This is a genomic window from Microbispora hainanensis (assembly GCF_006874475.1).
GTDB classification, from domain to species: domain Bacteria; phylum Actinomycetota; class Actinomycetes; order Streptosporangiales; family Streptosporangiaceae; genus Microbispora; species Microbispora hainanensis.
This window is the reverse complement of the sequence record NZ_VIRM01000045.1, coordinates 38,146-53,698: the sequence shown is the minus strand read 5'-3', so window position 1 is coordinate 53,698 and position 15,553 is coordinate 38,146. Positions and strand designations below refer to the sequence as shown.

18 protein-coding genes are annotated in these 15,553 nt (G+C 74.6%); 10 read left to right on the top strand and 8 right to left on the bottom strand.

Annotated elements, in window-relative coordinates; all coding sequences use genetic code 11:
- Positions 1 to 32 precede the first annotated feature (32 nt).
- Positions 33 to 866, top strand: coding sequence for a helix-turn-helix domain-containing protein (locus FLX08_RS29225; RefSeq protein ID WP_142623481.1), 834 nt, complete (start codon positions 33 to 35; stop codon positions 864 to 866).
- Positions 867 to 876: 10 nt separating this feature from the next.
- On the opposite strand, the gene FLX08_RS29220 is transcribed toward FLX08_RS29225, so the two are convergent.
- Positions 877 to 2,904, bottom strand: coding sequence for an AfsR/SARP family transcriptional regulator (locus FLX08_RS29220; RefSeq protein WP_142623509.1), 2,028 nt, complete (start codon positions 2,902 to 2,904; stop codon positions 877 to 879).
- A gap of 113 nt (positions 2,905 to 3,017) precedes the next feature.
- Here FLX08_RS29220 and FLX08_RS29215 point away from each other — a divergent pair, with 113 nt between their 5' ends.
- On the top strand, positions 3,018 to 3,896 hold the full coding sequence (locus tag FLX08_RS29215; RefSeq protein ID WP_142623480.1) for an alpha/beta fold hydrolase: 879 nt from the start codon (positions 3,018 to 3,020) through the stop codon (positions 3,894 to 3,896).
- Between the two features lie 13 nt (positions 3,897 to 3,909).
- Here FLX08_RS29215 and FLX08_RS29210 read toward each other — a convergent pair whose 3' ends face one another.
- Positions 3,910 to 4,089: a DUF3099 domain-containing protein gene (locus FLX08_RS29210; RefSeq protein ID WP_142623479.1), complete on the bottom strand. Its 180-nt coding sequence runs from the start codon at positions 4,087 to 4,089 to the stop codon at positions 3,910 to 3,912.
- Between the two features lie 42 nt (positions 4,090 to 4,131).
- A complete protein-coding gene (locus tag FLX08_RS29205) occupies positions 4,132 to 5,712 on the bottom strand; it encodes an alpha/beta fold hydrolase (RefSeq protein ID WP_167530615.1) in 1,581 nt (526 codons plus the stop codon).
- Positions 5,713 to 5,986: 274 nt separating this feature from the next.
- Here FLX08_RS29205 and FLX08_RS29200 point away from each other — a divergent pair, with 274 nt between their 5' ends.
- The 5 genes from FLX08_RS29200 to FLX08_RS29180 all read left to right on the top strand — a co-directional run bounded on the left by FLX08_RS29200 (position 5,987) and on the right by FLX08_RS29180 (position 9,947).
- Positions 5,987 to 6,397 carry a YciI family protein gene (locus FLX08_RS29200; RefSeq protein ID WP_244312981.1) on the top strand — a complete coding sequence of 137 codons (411 nt, stop codon included), beginning with the start codon at positions 5,987 to 5,989 and terminating at the stop codon, positions 6,395 to 6,397.
- Complete coding sequence (locus tag FLX08_RS29195) at positions 6,394 to 7,638, top strand: RNA polymerase sigma factor (RefSeq protein WP_142623474.1); 1,245 nt, start codon at positions 6,394 to 6,396, stop codon at positions 7,636 to 7,638. Before FLX08_RS29200 ends, FLX08_RS29195 begins: the two co-directional genes overlap by 4 nt.
- 115 nt (positions 7,639 to 7,753) lie before the next feature.
- Positions 7,754 to 8,146, top strand: a complete 393-nt coding sequence (locus FLX08_RS29190) for a GntR family transcriptional regulator (RefSeq protein ID WP_142623508.1) — start codon at positions 7,754 to 7,756, stop codon at positions 8,144 to 8,146.
- Entirely contained in the window at positions 8,143 to 8,988 is an 846-nt protein-coding gene (locus tag FLX08_RS29185) for an ABC transporter ATP-binding protein (RefSeq protein ID WP_142623472.1), read from the top strand. The genes FLX08_RS29190 and FLX08_RS29185 overlap by 4 nt, the downstream gene beginning before the upstream one ends.
- A complete protein-coding gene (locus tag FLX08_RS29180) occupies positions 8,985 to 9,947 on the top strand; it encodes an ABC transporter permease (RefSeq protein WP_142623469.1) in 963 nt (320 codons plus the stop codon). Before FLX08_RS29185 ends, FLX08_RS29180 begins: the two co-directional genes overlap by 4 nt.
- 70 nt (positions 9,948 to 10,017) lie before the next feature.
- On the opposite strand, the gene FLX08_RS29175 is transcribed toward FLX08_RS29180, so the two are convergent.
- From FLX08_RS29175 to FLX08_RS29165, 3 genes are all read right to left on the bottom strand, one after another.
- Positions 10,018 to 10,716, bottom strand: a complete 699-nt coding sequence (locus tag FLX08_RS29175; RefSeq protein WP_142623467.1) for a hemerythrin domain-containing protein — start codon at positions 10,714 to 10,716, stop codon at positions 10,018 to 10,020.
- A 149-nt stretch (positions 10,717 to 10,865) separates the two neighbouring features.
- Positions 10,866 to 11,252: a VOC family protein gene (locus tag FLX08_RS29170; protein WP_142623465.1), complete on the bottom strand. Its 387-nt coding sequence runs from the start codon at positions 11,250 to 11,252 to the stop codon at positions 10,866 to 10,868.
- Positions 11,249 to 12,034 (bottom strand): arsenate reductase/protein-tyrosine-phosphatase family protein, encoded by a 786-nt coding sequence (locus FLX08_RS29165; protein ID WP_142623463.1) that lies wholly within the window; start codon positions 12,032 to 12,034, stop codon positions 11,249 to 11,251. The genes FLX08_RS29170 and FLX08_RS29165 overlap by 4 nt, the downstream gene beginning before the upstream one ends.
- A 104-nt stretch (positions 12,035 to 12,138) precedes the next feature.
- On the opposite strand from FLX08_RS29165, the gene FLX08_RS29160 reads away from it, so the two are divergent.
- From FLX08_RS29160 to FLX08_RS29150, 3 genes are all read left to right on the top strand, one after another.
- Positions 12,139 to 12,813: a pyridoxine/pyridoxamine 5'-phosphate oxidase gene (locus tag FLX08_RS29160; protein WP_142623461.1), complete on the top strand. Its 675-nt coding sequence runs from the start codon at positions 12,139 to 12,141 to the stop codon at positions 12,811 to 12,813.
- Positions 12,814 to 12,841: 28 nt separating this feature from the next.
- The gene (locus FLX08_RS29155; RefSeq protein WP_142623459.1) at positions 12,842 to 14,116 is read left to right on the top strand and encodes an APC family permease; all 1,275 of its coding nucleotides are present in this window, start codon (positions 12,842 to 12,844) and stop codon (positions 14,114 to 14,116) included.
- 85 nt (positions 14,117 to 14,201) lie between these two features.
- On the top strand, positions 14,202 to 14,942 hold the full coding sequence (locus FLX08_RS29150) for a MerR family transcriptional regulator (RefSeq protein ID WP_142623457.1): 741 nt from the start codon (positions 14,202 to 14,204) through the stop codon (positions 14,940 to 14,942).
- Here the strand turns inward: FLX08_RS29150 and FLX08_RS29145 are convergent, their stop codons facing one another.
- On the bottom strand, positions 14,943 to 15,149 hold the full coding sequence (locus FLX08_RS29145) for a hypothetical protein (protein WP_244312978.1): 207 nt from the start codon (positions 15,147 to 15,149) through the stop codon (positions 14,943 to 14,945). It abuts the gene before it with no gap.
- Positions 15,146 to 15,406, bottom strand: coding sequence for a hypothetical protein (locus FLX08_RS29140; protein ID WP_244312977.1), 261 nt, complete (start codon positions 15,404 to 15,406; stop codon positions 15,146 to 15,148). The genes FLX08_RS29145 and FLX08_RS29140 overlap by 4 nt, the downstream gene beginning before the upstream one ends.
- Positions 15,407 to 15,553: the final 147 nt, after the last annotated feature.

The following is a 15,553-nucleotide window of genomic DNA, read 5'->3' as shown; positions in this document are numbered from 1 at the left end:
AGCGTCCCGGCGCCGCTGGGTAACGTGAGGCCATGCCCCTCGAAGTCCCCGTGACCGTGCCGGTCCCGTTGCGCCGGCTGGTCAGCGAGATCACCTCCGTGAGGGCCTGCGCGCCGGCCGGGGGGACGCCGCTCGTCCACCTTCCCGATGCGGACACCTCGCTGATCTTCCGTACGACGTCGGCGCCGCGCAGCACCTTGCTGGTGGCCGGGCCGCGCACCCGCGCCTCCTACCACGTGGGCAAGGACTTCCCGCTCTGCCTGCGGCTCAGGCTGCGTCCCGGCGCCGCCCGGCTCCTGTTCGGAGTCCCGATGACCGAGCTGGTCGACCGGGTCGTCGACCTGGAGGAGCTGTGGGACGGCGCAGCGGGGCTGACGGCCCCGCCGGGAGACGACGTGAGGGACGTTCTCCGGCGTCTTCAGGCGGCGTTGCCGGCCCGGGTCGCCGCCCGGTCGAACGCGGACGTGGCCCGCAGCGAGCTGGTGCGGGCGACCGCGCAGGCGCTGCGCGACCAGGCCGGGCAACGGCGCGAGCCCGTCGCCGCCATCGCCCGGCGACTGGCCGTCAGCGAGCGTCATATGCGCGACCTCGTCCGCGACGGCGTCGGCGTGCCGCCCAAGCGCATGGAGCGGATCGAACGCGTGCGCAGGGTGCTTGCCCAGGGCAGGGGGCTGGCAGGGGGTAGGGGGCCCGCTGGAGGCAGAGTGCTCGCTGGAGGCAGGGCCCACACCGCGCGCTGGGCGCAGCTCGCCGCGATCGAGGGCTTCTACGACCAGTCCCACATGACCGCCGAGTTCCGCACCCTGATGGGCGTGCCTCCGGCGGCCTTCTTCGCGGGCCGTCTCCCCTCACTGGAGCCCTGCTGACAACGCGCGCTCACGACCCGCTGGGCGCGGCTCCTGGCGGTCGGCGCAGCGCGGCGGACAGGTCGTCCAGGTGCGCGGCCACCGGGCCGAGCGTCAGCATGCCGCTGCCCGCCCCGGCCAGTTCGCCCGCCGCGGGCAGCAGCGCGGCGTGAGCGCGTTCCATCGCCGTGCGGTCGCCCAGCGCGAGCGCCGCCCGGGCGGCGAGGCACCACAGGGCCTCCGTCAGCAGGTCGTGCGGAGGCTCGGGCAGGGCGCGCAGCGCCGCCGCCGCCCCGGCACGTCGGTCGCGCGCCAGCAGCACCAGGGGCCTGGCCCACGGCGCGTACGGCCCCCAGTCGATGTGCTCGGCGACGCGCTCACCGGCGGGATCGGCGCCGGGCGGGGGCTGCCCGTGCCGAAGGCGCAGGCACAGCAGCGCGAGCGGCAGCAGGCCGTGCTCCACGCCCGGCATGCCGGCGCCGTCCAGCAGAGCGGCGGCCAGCCGGTAGGCGGCCTCGGTCTCCTCCAGCGGCGCCCGGCCGGTCGCGTCCAGGCGAAGCGCCCGATACCACGCCGTGAACACGCCCGCCAGGGGCCGCTCGTGCCGTACGGCCAGGCGTTCGGCGGCGGCGGCGTGGGCGTCGGCGGCCGTGAAGTCCGCGAGCGCCGACCGTGCCTGCATCCGGACCAGATGCCCGAGGACCTCGAAGGTGACCAGGCCGTGCCGGGCGGAAAGGTCCACGAGCTCGGCGCCGATCTCGTCGCGGCGGGCGGCCAGGCCCGTCCGGTGGAAGGTCTGCATGAACACCCCGCTCAACGCGAACGCCAGCAGTGCGGGGTCGTTGAGACGGCGGGCGATCTCCTCGGCCTGCCGCGCCGCCCGCGGCCCGTCGCCGGAGCGGTCGCCGCGCGACTCCAGCGCGATCGTGGCCAGCAGGCGGGCCCGGGCCGCCTCGGGACCTGCAGCTTCGGGGTTGGGGGCGAGGGCGGCCAGCGTGCGCCCGGCCGCCGCCACGATGCGCGCCGCCTGCGCGGGGTCGTCGGACCGGGTCCAGATGGCCGGGACGTCGAAGGCGCCGATCACCCGTGCGGTCAGCTCCGCGTCGCCGAGTTCCTCGGCCGCCTCGACGGCGGCCACGCGGTGCTCTCGCGCCGCCCGCAGGCCACCGCCCCCGGTCGTGGCGAGGTCGCGCAGCAGTCCCGCCGTGGACTCCAGGCGGGCCTTCGCCCCGGAGGCGACCGCGCGGTCGTAGGCGGCGGTGGCCTGGGCCCACACCCGTACGGCCGCGCCGCCCGCCGGGAGGTCGAGATGATCGGCCTGGCGCAGGATGTCGGTCTCCAGGCGGCGCAGCCCCGGGCCCGGGTCCACGCCCAGCTCGTCCACGAGCAGCGCCCGCGCCCGGCGCAGCACGGCGAGCGCGTCGCCCTGCCGCCCGCTGCGATACAGCGCGAGCGCCAGCAACCGCCATGCCTCCTCCCGCCACGGGTGCCCGGCCGCGTGCGCGTCCAGGTCGGGCACCGCCTCGGCCGCCCGCCCCGAGTCGAGGCGCGTCTGCGCGTGCCGTTCGACCGCGTGCAGCCGCAGCTCGCCCAGGCGGGAGCGTTCGGCACAGGCCCAGTCCTGGTCGGCGAACTCCGCGTAGGCGGGGCCGCGCCACCACCCCAGCGCCTCCTCCAGCCGGGCGAGCGCGTCTTCGGGGGGCAGGTCCGCGGCGCCGGTCACCGCCTGTTCGAAGCGCCAGGCGTCCACTCCGTCCGGGGCGGCCCGCAGCGCGTACCCCGGTCCCTCGGTGACCAGCAGCCGCGCGGGGGTGCGGGGCGGCCGGGCGGGCTCCAGCGCGCGGCGCAGCGCCGCCACGAACGTCCGTACGGCCCCGGCCGCGCCCGCCGGGGGCTCGTCCCACAGGTCGTCGATCAGGCGGGTGACCGGGACGACGCGGCCGCGGGCGACGATCAGCCGGGCCAGCACCGCGCGGTGCCGCGGCCCCTTCAGCGCGATCGCGTGGCCGGTGCCGTCCCAGGCCGTCACCGGCCCGAGCACTCCGAACGCGATCCCCACCTGCGGCCCCCTCCAGGTCACGGCACCTGTCACGGTAGCGCGCTGACCGGATGCTCATTCACGCCCGGCAGCCTGGGGACACATCCGATCCCAACGCAGAAAGGGAGCGCGTCATGGCGCCTGTCCTTCCCGGTTTCGACTACCTCCGCGTGCCGGTCGCCGGCGGCGTGTCGCTGAACGCGGCCGTCGCCGGGTCGGGGAGCCCGATCGTGCTGCTGCACGGCTTCCCCCAGACCCACCTGATGTGGCGGCACGTCGCCGCAGACCTGGCCGCCGACCACACCGTGATCTGTCCCGACCTGCGCGGCTACGGCGACAGCGACAAACCGGCCGAGGCCGGGCATGACACCTATTCCAAGCGCACGATGGCCGCCGACGTCGTCGCCCTGGCACGGGCGCTCGGCCACGAGCGGTTCGCGCTGGCCGGGCACGACCGCGGCGCGCTGGTCGCCTTCCGCGCCGGGCTCGACCACCCGGCCGCGATCAGCCACCTGGCCTGCCTCGACGTGCTGCCGACGCTGGACATGTGGGAGGTGATGCACGGCGCGGGCGCCGCCGTCGGCTTCCACCTCTACCTGATGACCCAGCCGCCCGGCCTGCCCGAGCGGCTGATCGGCGCGAGCGCCGACGCCTTCTTCGGCCACTTCCTCGACGGCTGGACCCTCGACCGTACGGCGATCCCCGCCGGCGTACGCGCCGCCTATCTGGACGCCTGCCGTACGGCGGTGCCCTCGATCGTGGCGGACTATCGCGCGTCGGCGGGGATCGACGTGGACCACGACCGGGCGGACCGGGAGGCGGGCAGCCGGCTGCGGATGCCGGTGACCGTGCTCCAGCAGGACTGGGGGGCCGCCCTCGGCTACGACGCCGGGGCGCTGTGGGGCGCCTGGGCCCCCGACCTGGTGCACATGACGGTCGCGAGCGGGCACTTCATGGCCGAGGAGGACCCGGCGGGGGTCGCCGGAGCCCTGCGCGCCCTGCTCACCCGCTGATTCACTCGCTGATTCACTCGCGCCGGTTGTTCCGGTTGCCGATGATGACGGCGAACGGCGGGATCACCAGCGCGACCGCGAACATCACCAGGGCGGCCACGGGCGAGATCTCCCGCACGACCGTTCCGGCCAGGACGAACAGCATGAGACACGTGGCCATCATGATCAAGTACGTCCGCTTGCGGCGTTGCACGATGTCAGCCTATTTCCCCGGGGCGGCCGGAGCCGGTGGGGGTCAGCAGGCGACGCCGGCGGGCGGGAGCGTGCCGGTGGTGAGGAACGCGTCGGCCTGGCCGTTGAGGCAGGCGTCGCCGAAAGCTGGGTAGGGCGCGTGGGTGTGCGCGTCGATCGTCACCAGCCGCGAGCCGGGGATGCCCGCCGCCACGGCGCGGCTGTTGGCCATCGGCACCGCGACGTCCCGCAGCGCGGCGGTCACCAGGACCCCGGGCGCCCGGCGGGCCGGCAGGCGCACCGGCTCGTCCTCGATCCGGGGCCAGAAGGCGCACGGGGTGATGTTGGCGTTGGCCGGGCCGAACAGCGGATATCGGACGCTGTAGGAGGCGAGGTCACGCCGGTAGTCGCCGAGACCACGCGGCCAGGGGCCGTCGCCGCACCGGTAGGCGATGTTGGTCGCCGTGTGGTTGTCGGCCGGGACGCCGGGCACACCCGCGGGCGGCAGCGGCCGGACGGGGAACGGCACGAAGGGCTCCCGCCCGGCGGCGATGTCGGCGAACGCCGCGGCGACCAGCCCGAAGGTGCGTTCGTCGTAGATCCCGGCGACGAGCAGCGTCCCCAGCTCGTCCGGCGTCCAGGCGTGGCCCGCGACGACGATCGGGGCCGTCGCGGCGCGCCGGATCAGCCCCGAGACGGCGCCGGTGACCTCCTGGGCCGTGCCGCCGAGGCCGAACGTGGCGTCGCGTTCGGCCGTCCAGGCGGCGAAGGCCGCCGTGCCGGCCTCGAACGCCGGGGTGCGCGCGAGCTCGTACGGCCGCCATGCGGTGTTCGGGTCGACGGGGCTGTCGAGCACGAACCTGTCCACCCTGCCGGGGAACAGGACGGCGTAGACCGCCCCGAGCATCCCCGCGTACGAGCCGCCGAGGTAGGAGATCTTCTCCTCGCCGAGCGCGGCCCGGATGACGTCCATGTCCCTGGCGGCGTTCGCCGTGGTGGCGTGCGGCAGGGCCCACCCGGCGGCGCGCATGCAGTCGCGGGCGTACGCGCGGGCCTCGGCCGCGTCGGCCGGAAGGCTGGCCGGGGTGGCGGTGCGGACCCAGTAGCCGCCGGCCTCCTCCACGTCCTGGCCGCAGCCGATGGGCGTGCTCCGTTCGACGAACCGCATGTCGAAGCCGATCAGGTCGTAGCGCGCCCGCACCTCGGGGGACAGCAGGGGCGCCAGGGTCGACGGCAGCGGCACGCCCGGCCCGCCGGGGCCGCCGCCGGTGGTGAGCAGCACGCCGCGCCGCCGAGCGGGGTCGGTCGCGGGCAGCCGGGAGATCGCGATCGTGATCGTCCGGCCGTGGGGACGGCGGTGGTCGAGCGGCACGGTGACCTCGGCGCAGCGCAGGGCGGGGTCGCCGACCCCCGCGCAGTCGCCCCAGCGCAGGTCGCGCCCCGGCGGCCGGGGCGGATGCCGGAGCGGCTCCTGCGGATACCGGTCCCACGAGAAGCCCACCGCACCAGCACCAGCACCAGCCGCCGCGCTCGCCGCCGCCGCCGCCGACGGAGGCGCGGGGAGCATGGATGCCACGACGGCCACACCGGCCACGACGGCCGCGATCCGCGATGCGCCTGCACCTACGCCTGCCCGCTGCCTCATGCCGCACACACTGATCAACAGGAGCCGGGCACGCCACGGCCGGCCTCCGCGTACCGATCGGCGGGGACGTACGCGCTGATCGGAGGCACGTCCCCGGCACTCCCATGTGAAACTTTCTCCGTGCTCCCTGCCTTGACAGGGCCCGCGGACGCTCCGGCACAGTGGCCGGACATCTTTCCGCCCGAGGGTGTGTCCGGATCCGGGGGCCGGCTTCGACGTCCCTGACGAAGCGGTGCGGAGGACGCCCGCCGGAGAGGAGCGAATCGTGAAATACATGATCATGCTGTACGGCTCGCAGCAGGACTACGACGCCCTGTCGGGACGGCCGGGCGACGGGCCCGCCTGGTCGGCCGAGGAGGCCGCGGCCATGCACGCGTTCATGGGCGAGTGGAACGAGGAGCTGGTGAAGTCGGGGGAGTTCGTCGACGCCCAGGGCCTGACCGCCCCCGTCCACGCCCGCAGGATCCGGCTGCGTGAGGGCGTTCCCGTCGTCACCGACGGCCCGTACGCCGAGACCGAGGAGGTCCTGGCCGGCTACACGATCGTCGAGTGCGACAGCTTCGACCGGGCCACGCAGATCGCCGCGCGCCTGGCGAACACCCCCCATCCCGAGGGCGCGACGGCCCGCGACTGGTATGTGGACGTGCGCCCGATCGACGAGTGGCAGGCCGAGCCGGAGCTGTGACGACGCCCGACGGCGAGACCGAGGACCTGCTGCGCCGCCTGGCGCCGCGGGTCCTCGGCGCGGTCGTGCGCCGCTACGGCCACTTCGACGCCGCCGAGGACGCCGTGCAGGAGGCGCTGCTGGCCGCCGCCGTCCGGTGGCCGGAGGACGGCCTGCCGGACAACCCGATGGGCTGGCTCGTCACCGTCGCCGCCCGCAGGCTCACCGATCTGCTGCGCGCCGAGCAGGCCCGGCGCGAGCGGGAGGACGCCGCCGGCAGGCGGGCGCTTCCGGAGTGGCGGCTCGCTCCCGCCGCGGATGCCCCCTCGGCAGGGGCCGATGACACGCTGATCCTGCTGTTCCTGTGCTGCCATCCCGCGCTGTCGCCCGCGTCGCAGATCGCCCTCACCCTCCGCGCGGTCGGCGGCCTGACCACCGCGCAGATCGCCCGGGCGTTCCTGGTGCCGGAGGCGACCATGACCCGCCGCATCACCCGGGCCAAGCAGCGCATCAGGGACAGCGGCCTGCCGTTCGGCATGCCCGCGGAGCCCGACCGCGACGCGCGGCTGCGCGCCGTGCTCCACGTGCTCTATCTGATCTTCACCGAGGGGTACGCCGGGGAGAGCGGGCTCGGCCGGGAGGATCTGACGGCCGAGGCGATCCGGCTGGCCCGCCTCGTCCACCGGCTGCTGCCGGACGACGGCGAGACGGCCGGGCTGCTCGCGCTCATGCTGCTCACCGACGCCCGCCGCGCCGCGCGTACCGCCCCCGACGGCACGCCGATCCCGATGGCCGAGCAGGACCGCGCCCTGTGGGACGCCGCCGGCGTCGCCGAGGGCGTGAAGCTGGTCGAGGCGGCGCTGTCGCGGGGTGCGCCCGGGCCCTACCAGGTCCAGGCGGCGATCGCCGCCCTGCACGACGAGGCGCCGAGCGCGGAGGCGACCGACTGGCCGCAGATCGCCGCGCTGTACGAGGTGCTGACGGGGATGTCGGACAACCCGGTGACGCTGCTGAACCACGCGGTGGCGGTGGCGATGAGCCGGGGCCCGCGCGCGGGGCTTGACCTGCTCGACGGGCTGGAGGACGACGAACGGCTCGCCCGCGACCACCGCCTGCCCGCGGTGCGCGCGCACCTGCTGGAGATGGCCGGGCAGCGGGCGGCGGCCCGCGAGGCATACCTGGCGGCGGCCCGGCGGGCGGCGACGCTGCCACGCCGGCGCTACCTCTACGCCCGCGCCGCCCGCCTGGGTGACGACACCTGACGAGCGAGGCCTGACGAGCCGCGCGTCCTGCCCTCGGATCCCGGCGACCAGGTTGACAACGAGCGGACGAGTCCACCACCCTTTCACTATTCAAATAGGGAAAGGGCGATTGAGCGTGATCGAGTTCAACCTGGATCGCGGCTCGGGGGTGTCGACCTACCTGCAGCTCGTCCACCAGGTGAAACAGGCGCTGCGGCTCGGTGTGCTGCGGCCCGGCGACCAGTTGCCGACCGCTCGTGAGGTGGTCGAGAGCCTGGCCATCAACCCCAACACCGTGCTCAAGGCATACCGGGAGCTGGAGCGCGAAGGGCTGGTCGAGGGACGGCCGGGGATGGGGACGTTCGTCCGGCAGGGCATCGCGGGCGCGACCCTCGCGGAGCACACGCGGCTGCGGCGCGATCTGGAGGCGTGGGTGCGCGACGCCCGCGCGGCCGGGCTCGATCAGGAGGACTTGCGGGCGCTGTTCACCGTGGCCCTGGCCGACGCCGCGAAGGAGGGCGTGGCATGAGCGCCGCGCTGGAGGCCACCGGGCTCGGGGTTCGCTATCGCCGTACGTGGGTGTTGCGCGACTGCTCGCTGTCCCTGCCCACGGGACGCGTGGCGGCGCTCGTCGGGCCCAACGGCGCGGGCAAGACCACGCTCATGCACGCGGCTGTTGGCCTGCTGCGGCCCGCCCTGGGGAGCGTCCGCGTGGCCGGCGAGGCGGCGTTCGTGGCGCAGGACAAGCCGCTGTACGAGAGCTTCACCGTCGCCGAGATGCTCGCCTTCGGCCGCCGCATGAACCGGCGCTGGGACGACGCCGCAGCCGCCGACCGGCTCGCCGCGCTGGGCATCCCGCTGCGGCGGAAGGTGGGCAGGCTGTCGGGCGGCCAGCAGGCGCAGGTGGCGGTCACCCTGGCGCTGGCCGGTCTGCCCGATCTGCTCATGCTGGACGAGCCGCTGGCGAACCTCGACCCCCTCGCCCGTCACGACGTGATGCGTTCGATCATGGCAGAGGTGGCCGAGCGGCGGCTGACCGTGCTGCTGTCCTCGCACGTCGTCTCCGACCTGGAGGAGACGTGCGACTGGCTGGTCGTGCTCAACGCGGGCCGGCTGCAGGTCAGCGGCGACATCGAGGAACTGCTCGACGGGCATCTCGTGGTCACGGGTCCGGACGACGCGCCCATCGCGGGAGCGCAGGTGGTGAGCGCGAGCCGCACCGGCAGGCAGGTCGGCATGCTGGTCAGGGGCGCGCCCCCGCTCGATCCCCGCTGGCAGGCGCGCAGCCCCGGGCTGGAGGAGCTCGTCATGGGCTACCTGCGCAGCCCCGATTCGGCGGCGCTGCCCAAGCTGACGGGGGTGGGCGCGTGATCTGGGTGACCTGGCGCCAGCACCGGGCGCAGATCCTCGTGACGGCGGCCTTCCTCGCGCTGCTCGGGATGCTGCTGCTGGGGTCGGCCGTGGAGGCGATCCGGTACATGTCCGAGCACGCCCCGCCCGGCTGCCCCGGGCCCGCCGTTGCCTGCGGCGACCTGGCGGCGGCGCTGGGGCGCCGCTATGACGCGGTCTACTCGGTGTTCGGCTGGATGCCGCTGGTGGCCCCCGCGCTGATCGGGGCGTTCTGGGGCGCGCCGCTGCTCGGCCGGGAGTACGAGCGCGGCACCCACCGCCTGGCCTGGACCCAGTCCGTTCCGGTGGGGCGGTGGCTGGCGGTCAAGCTGTCGATCCTGGGCGCGGCGGTCGTGGCGGGCGGTCTGTTGCTGTCGCTCATGGTCAGCCTGTGGCGGCCGGTGTTCAGATCGGGGGCCGACTCCACGTTCGGCAACATCGGCGTGTTCAACATGGTCGGGGTGGATCCGGCGGCGTGGTGGCTGTACGCGTTCGCGCTGGGCACGGCGGCCGGCACCCTGTTCCGGCGTACGCTGCCCGCGATGGCGCTGGTCGTGGCCGGGGTGGCGGTGACGATGTTCACCCTGTTCCGGCTGAGCGACTACTACGCCGAGCCGGCGCGCACCGAGCTGTCCGGCAGTGTGGTGCTGGACGACCAGGACGCCCGGCTGGTGAGCGCCGCCTGGGTGGAGCCGTCGGGAAGGGAGGTCGCCGACCCGTCGGACAGCGGGTGCCCCCGCCGGGTGGACGCGGGGCAGAGCAACAGGAACACCGAGGCGTGGCAGGCGTGCCTGTTCGGCAAGGGCTACCGGTACGCGGTCTACTACCATCCGCCGGCCAGGTTCTGGCGCTTCCAGTGGACCGAGGCGGGCATCCTGACGCTCGCGTCGGCGGCCCTCGGCGGCCTGGCCGTGCGCAGCACCCTCCGCCGCCCCGGCTGACGAGCCGGTCATGTCAGGAGGCGGGCGCATGCCACCGAGCGCCGCCGACGAGCCGGTCGAGGTCCGCCCGTCACTCGGTGGGAGTGAAGCGGGACAGGTCGTAGATGCCGAGCGCCTTCTCGATGTCGGCGACCTGGCCGACCACGCCTTCGAAGCCGCGCGGCCCGAAACGCCGGTGCTCTTCGTCCTCGAAGACCTCGGCCAGGCGGAGGAACTCCTTGGCGGGGACGACCTCACGGAAGGCGGGGAACACCACCGTGTCCTCCCGCGCCTCGTGCGGCTCGTACATGCGGACGAACGCCGCCATGTCGGCGACCAGGGTGTGGGCGGCCCTTGCCCCCCTGGAATGCTCGGTGGCAGTGAGAATGCGCCCGGTCAGCGCGCGTCCTCGGCGGTGGTGCAGCAACAGGACCGAGACGGTGCCGGTGAGCATGCCGGCCTCGCGCAGCCGGGGGAAGACGTACTTCTCCTCCAGGTGCTCGTGGTAGTCCTCGATGAAGCCGCGGATGATGCGGGCGGCGGCGTTCAGCGGCTGCGCGGGAGCCCGCTCGCCGCCCTCGACCCGCCGGATGCCCTCCCGATAGACGAGCAGGAGGCGCTTCAGCACGCCGTGCTCGCGCATGAGGTCCTCAGGCGGAGTCACCTCCGCCTCCTCCTCAGGCGCGGCCGCCGCCGCGGGAGTCGTGACGGTCACCGCTCCGGCGAGGGCGGCGGCGGACAGGCCGAGCAGGTCGCGGCGGCGCACCGCCGGTGAATCACGATCGTCCACGCCGTCTCCGTCCTCGCCCGGTCGCCGGGTCCCGCCTGCGTGCTCGTACGCGATCGAAGACTCCCCCGTACGGCCGGAGGCCACGCGGCGGCGCGGGTAAACGCTTGGCCTGGCGATCCGTGTCACGCGATCGCCCTGGCCGGCCGGCGTCAGGCCCGCTGGGCGGGCTGGAACAGTTCGACGAGATTGCCGGCGGGGTCGGGGAGCAGGATCTGCCGGCCGCCGGGGCCGGTCACCACCTCGCCCTGGAACGGCAGGCCCGCGGCGCGCAGCCGGCCGATCTCCGCGTCCAGGTCGTCGACGACCACCAGGATGCGGTTGCGGCCCGTGCCGGTGGCCTCGGCGGGTGTGGCCCGGGCGCCGGAACTGGCGGGCCCCGACAGCAGCAGCCGCAGCGGCCCGCGTTCCACGGCGGCGAAGGCGGGCGCGGCGCTGCCGCTCAGGGTGAAGCCGAGGTGGGTGGTGTAGAAGCCGACGGCCGCCTGGACGTCGTCGACGAGGTAGCGGACGCTGGCGTGGTGGTCGGTCGCCGTCATGAGTGAGCCTCCGGAGTCTGAGCCAGGACGGGCAGTAGGTGACGGATGCGCGTGTCGATGTCCGCCGTCACCCGGCCGAGCGCGGCATGGACGTCGTGCTCCGACCGGCCCGCCGCAGCCGGGTCGGGAGTGCTCCAGTGGATCCACCGCGCGTGGTCGCCGAATTCCGGACAGACCTCGCGGACCTTGTCACAGAGGGTGATGACGTAATCGAACCGGCGACCCCGAAGTGTGTCGAGATGGCGGGGCCGCCTGCCGGCGATGTCGATGCCGTACCGCTCACGCAGCACGCGTACGGCGTGGGGATTCATCTGCGCCGCGGGCCGGCTGCCGGCGCTGGTCACGGTCACCTGACCGGCGGTGTGACGGCGCAGCAGAGCTTCGGCGACCGGTGAGCGGGCGCTGTTTCCCGTGCAGGCGAACAGCACCGAAAGACGGGGAGACCGCGGCGGAGGCGCCGGCGGCTCGGGAACGCCGCCCAGTGCGGGATGCAGGGCGGGATGCAGGGCGGCACCCGCGTCTGCCATGGCCTGGCCGCAGCGGTCCAGGTCGAGCCGGTAATAGCTGTCGCGGCCGTCGTGGCTGCTTCGTGTGGCGGTGACCAGGCCGCCGTCGCGCAGCAGCCGCAGGTGGTAGGAGACCAGGTTCTGCGGTGCCCCGACGAGAGTCATCAGCTCGCGCACCCGCAGGTCGCTCGCGGCGAGCTCGGTCAACAGCCGCCAGCGCAGCGTGTGGCCGGCCAGGCGCACGAACGCCGGAAGGGCTTGCTCGGACGACGCCATGACCCGGACAATACATCAAATGCATTTGATGGAATACTGCCGAGTGGGGCGGGCACCCGGTCGCGGCCTCGTGGCAGAGTCGGACGCGACGTGAAGGAGTGATCATGACGGAGAGTCTTGTGGTGGATTCGATTCGTGATCTGTTGCGGGGGCTTGCGGTCTTCGACACTGAACTGCCGGAGTTCGACGTCGACGCCGCGCCGTCCGACCCGGTCGGCCTGTTCGTGGAATGGCTGACCTCGGCCGTCGGGGCCGGGGTGCGCGAACCGCACGCGATGTCGCTGGCGACCGCCGACAGCGAGGGACGGCCGTCCTCCCGCGTGCTGATCTGCAAGGACCTCGCGCCGGACGGCACCTGGTATTTCGCGACGGGCGCGGGCAGCCGCAAGGGACGGGAGCTGGCCGCCACGCCGTACGCCGCGTTGTGCTTCCACTGGCCCGAGCAGGGCCGGCAGATCCGGGTGCGGGGCGCGGCCGTGCCGGCGGACGCCGAGCGCGGCGCCGCGGACTTCCTCGCGCGTTCCCCCGGCGCGCGGGCCGACGCGCTGACCGGCCGCCAGTCGCAGGTGCTGGACGACCCCGCCGACCTCGACGCCGCCCTGCGCGCGGCGCACGCCGCGATCGAGGCCGATCCCGGGATGGTCGCGCCCGGATGGACGGTGTACGGCGTGCGCGCGGACGAAGTCGAGTTCTGGCAGGCCGACCGCGACCGCCGGCACACCCGCCTGCGCTACACCCGGCAGGACGACGCCTGGGCCCGGCACCGCCTGTGGCCCTGAGACGCGACGCCCGCCTCCACCGGGACCCATGGTGAGCACGCGCACACCGTCCCCTGAGGGACCACTGAAGCGCCGCCTCGGCCTGGCCGACGCCGTGATGATCGGGCTGGGGTCGATGATCGGCGCGGGGATCTTCGCCGCCCTGGCTCCGGCGGCGCGGGCGGCCGGGTCCGGGCTGCTGCTCGGGCTGGCCGCCGCCGCGGTGGTCGCCTACTGCAACGCGACCTCCTCGGCCCGGCTGGCCGCGCGCTACCCCGCCTCCGGCGGCACCTACGTGTACGGCCGCGAGCGGCTGGGGGACTTCTGGGGCTACCTGGCGGGGTGGGCGTTCGTGGTCGGCAAGATCGCCTCGTGCGCGGCGATGGCGCTGACCGCCGGCTCCTACGTGTGGCCGGAGCAGGCCCACGGGGTGGCGGTGGCAGTGGTGGCGGCGCTGACCGCGGTGAACTACGCGGGGATCCACAAGAGCGCCTGGCTCACCCGGGTCATCGTCGGGGTGGTCCTCGCGGTGCTGGCCGTCGTGGTGGTCGCCGGTCTGACCTCTCCAGCCGCGGACCCGGGGCGGCTGGACATCGGAGCCGACGCCACCACCGGCGGGGTGCTGCAGGCGGCGGGCCTGCTGTTCTTCGCCTTCGCCGGGTATGCCCGCATCGCCACCCTGGGTGAGGAGGTGCGCGACCCGGCGCGGATCATCCCCCGCGCGATCCCGCTCGCGCTCGGGCTCACCCTGGTCGTCTACGCGGCGGTCGCGGTGGCCGCCCTCGCCGTGCTGGGCGACGCCGGACTGGGCCACGCGGTCGCCCCCCTGGCCGCCGTCGTGCGGGAGGCCGGGCTTCCCGGCCTGGTTCCGGTCGTACAGGCCGGCGCCGCGGTCGCCGCGACCGGCTCGCTGCTCGCGCTGATCCTCGGGGTGTCGCGCACCACGCTGGCCATGGCCCGCGACCGGCACCTGCCGCACGCGCTGGCCGCCGTGCATCCGCGCTTCTCGGTGCCCCACCGCGCCGAGCTGGCCGTCGGCGCGGTCGTGGCGATCCTGGCCGCGACCGCGGACCTGCGCGGCGCGATCGGCTTCTCCTCCTTCGGGGTGCTGGTCTACTACGCCATCGCCAACGCCGGCGCCTGGACCCTCGGCCCGGATGAGGGACGGCCGCCGCGGGCCGTGCCCGCCATCGGCCTGGCCGGGTGCCTGGTCCTGGCCTTCGCCCTGCCGCTGTCGTCGGTGGTCTCCGGGGCCGCCGTGCTGGCGGCCGGCGCCGCCGTCTACGTCCTGCGCCGGGCCCTCACCCGACGCGAAGGGCTTTGAGACTCGCAGCCGATTACCATGAGCGGATGCGACCCCAAGCCTCAAGCCCGGTGAACCCACAGGTGAGCCCACGGGTGAGTCACAGGTGAGTCACAGGGCGCTGCGCCCCGTCGATCTGGCCCGGGAGGCGGGGGTCTCCACCCAGCAGATCCGCAACTACGCCGACGCGGGAATCCTCCCGCCCGCCGAGCGGACGGCCGCCGGCTACCGCAGGTTCGACACGCGGCACCGCGGCGCCCTGCTCGCCTACCGGGCGCTGGCCAAGGGGTACGGCTGGGAGGCCGCCCGTTCGATCATGCTGGCGGTGCACGACGGCGACCTGACGGGCGCGCTCGCCCTCGTGGACGCCTGCCACGCCGCGCTGCACCGGCAGCGGCTCGCCCTGCGGGCGACGGGGGAGGCGCTCGAAGCGGTGGCCGGGCAGGATCCCGGCGGCCCGGCCGCGCCGCAGTCCCCCCTGCGCATCGGGGAGGTGGCCGCCCTCCTCGGCGTACGCGCCTCGGCGCTGCGGGTGTGGGAGGCCGCCGGGCTGCTGACGCCGCAGCGCGAGCCCGGCACCGGCTATCGGTGGTACGGCCCGGCCGAGGTCCGCGACGCCCGCATGATCCAGATGCTCCGGCAGGGGCGTTATCCGCTGGCGCGGATCGGGGACGTGCTCGACGGCCTGCGCCGCACCGGCAGCACCGAGGCGCTGCGCGCCGCCCTCGCCGAGCGCGATGCGGCCCTGGCCGCCACGGCCGTCGCCATGCTCGAAGGATCGGCCCGCCTGCACGACTACCTCACGGCCCGGAACTCCTACAGCTCCGGCGAGCCGCCACCCGGTTGATCAGTGGGTACGGCGACGGGGCGCGAGGACCTCGGTGACTTTGGCGATGGCTTCGGCGCCGGGTTTGACGTAGCGCATGGCGGTGCGGGGGTTCTTGTGGCGGGTCCTGCCCATGATGAGCTGCAGCGGGATTCCGGCGTCGCCGAGGTGGGTGGCGGCGGACCGGACAGGCGCCGGCGGGGAAGACCACCTGCCGGACCGTCTCATCGGGGCTTGCTCAGCGCGGCGTTCACCATCTTGGTGAAGATACCGCGCTTGCCGGGCACCGCGGCCAGCTGACCGATCAGCTCCCTCTCCATCCGCCGCTCGGCGCGCGCGTTGATCCGGTGAATCAGCCCGATCAACAGCTCCACCAGCCCGTCCACCAGCCCGTCCACCAGCTCGGCCTGCCGCGTCCAGCACAACGCCGCCAGCAGTGTGTAGCGCACCGACGGCGGGCAGGCCGCGAAGTCGGAGGGATGCATCCGCGTCGCCCGGCCACGCCGCCACGATCTGATCGGAGATCTCGGCGAACACCGTCTCGTTCAAGCCCAGGAAAGGGCTGGCCGGGGTGGCGGCTCGCCGTAGCTATAGGAGGTGCAGGCCGTCACCGGCTGACCGCCTGATTCGCT